Consider the following 258-nt stretch of genomic DNA (forward strand, 5'->3'; position numbering starts at 1 on the left):
CCTGGGTCTGGTTACGTGATGTCCTCAGCCGGCTGCCTGACTGGCCGAACAATCGGTTGAATGAGCTGTTGCCCTGGCCTGAGAATCCCTTCCGTTAACATCCCATTTTGTTGTTATCTGACAACGCAAGGTGAGTTCACCGGAACAGTAAGAGTCCGGTCATCTCACCTTGTTCTTCCTCCCTGGCCCATGCACGCTACCGCTTCCTTATCTTCACCTGGAGACTGACACCATGAGCCGTAGCCGATATACCCCGGA

1 protein-coding gene is annotated in these 258 nt (G+C 54.3%); it reads left to right on the top strand.

Annotated features, from left to right (window positions below):
- A partial coding sequence (locus tag ABR397_RS23935) for a transposase domain-containing protein (protein WP_350307863.1) occupies positions 1-98 on the top strand: 98 nt, incomplete at its 5' end.
- Positions 99-258 lie beyond the last annotated feature (160 nt).

The sequence above is a fragment of the Photorhabdus viridis genome (assembly GCF_040256935.1).
In the GTDB taxonomy this organism is placed as follows: domain Bacteria; phylum Pseudomonadota; class Gammaproteobacteria; order Enterobacterales; family Enterobacteriaceae; genus Photorhabdus; species Photorhabdus viridis.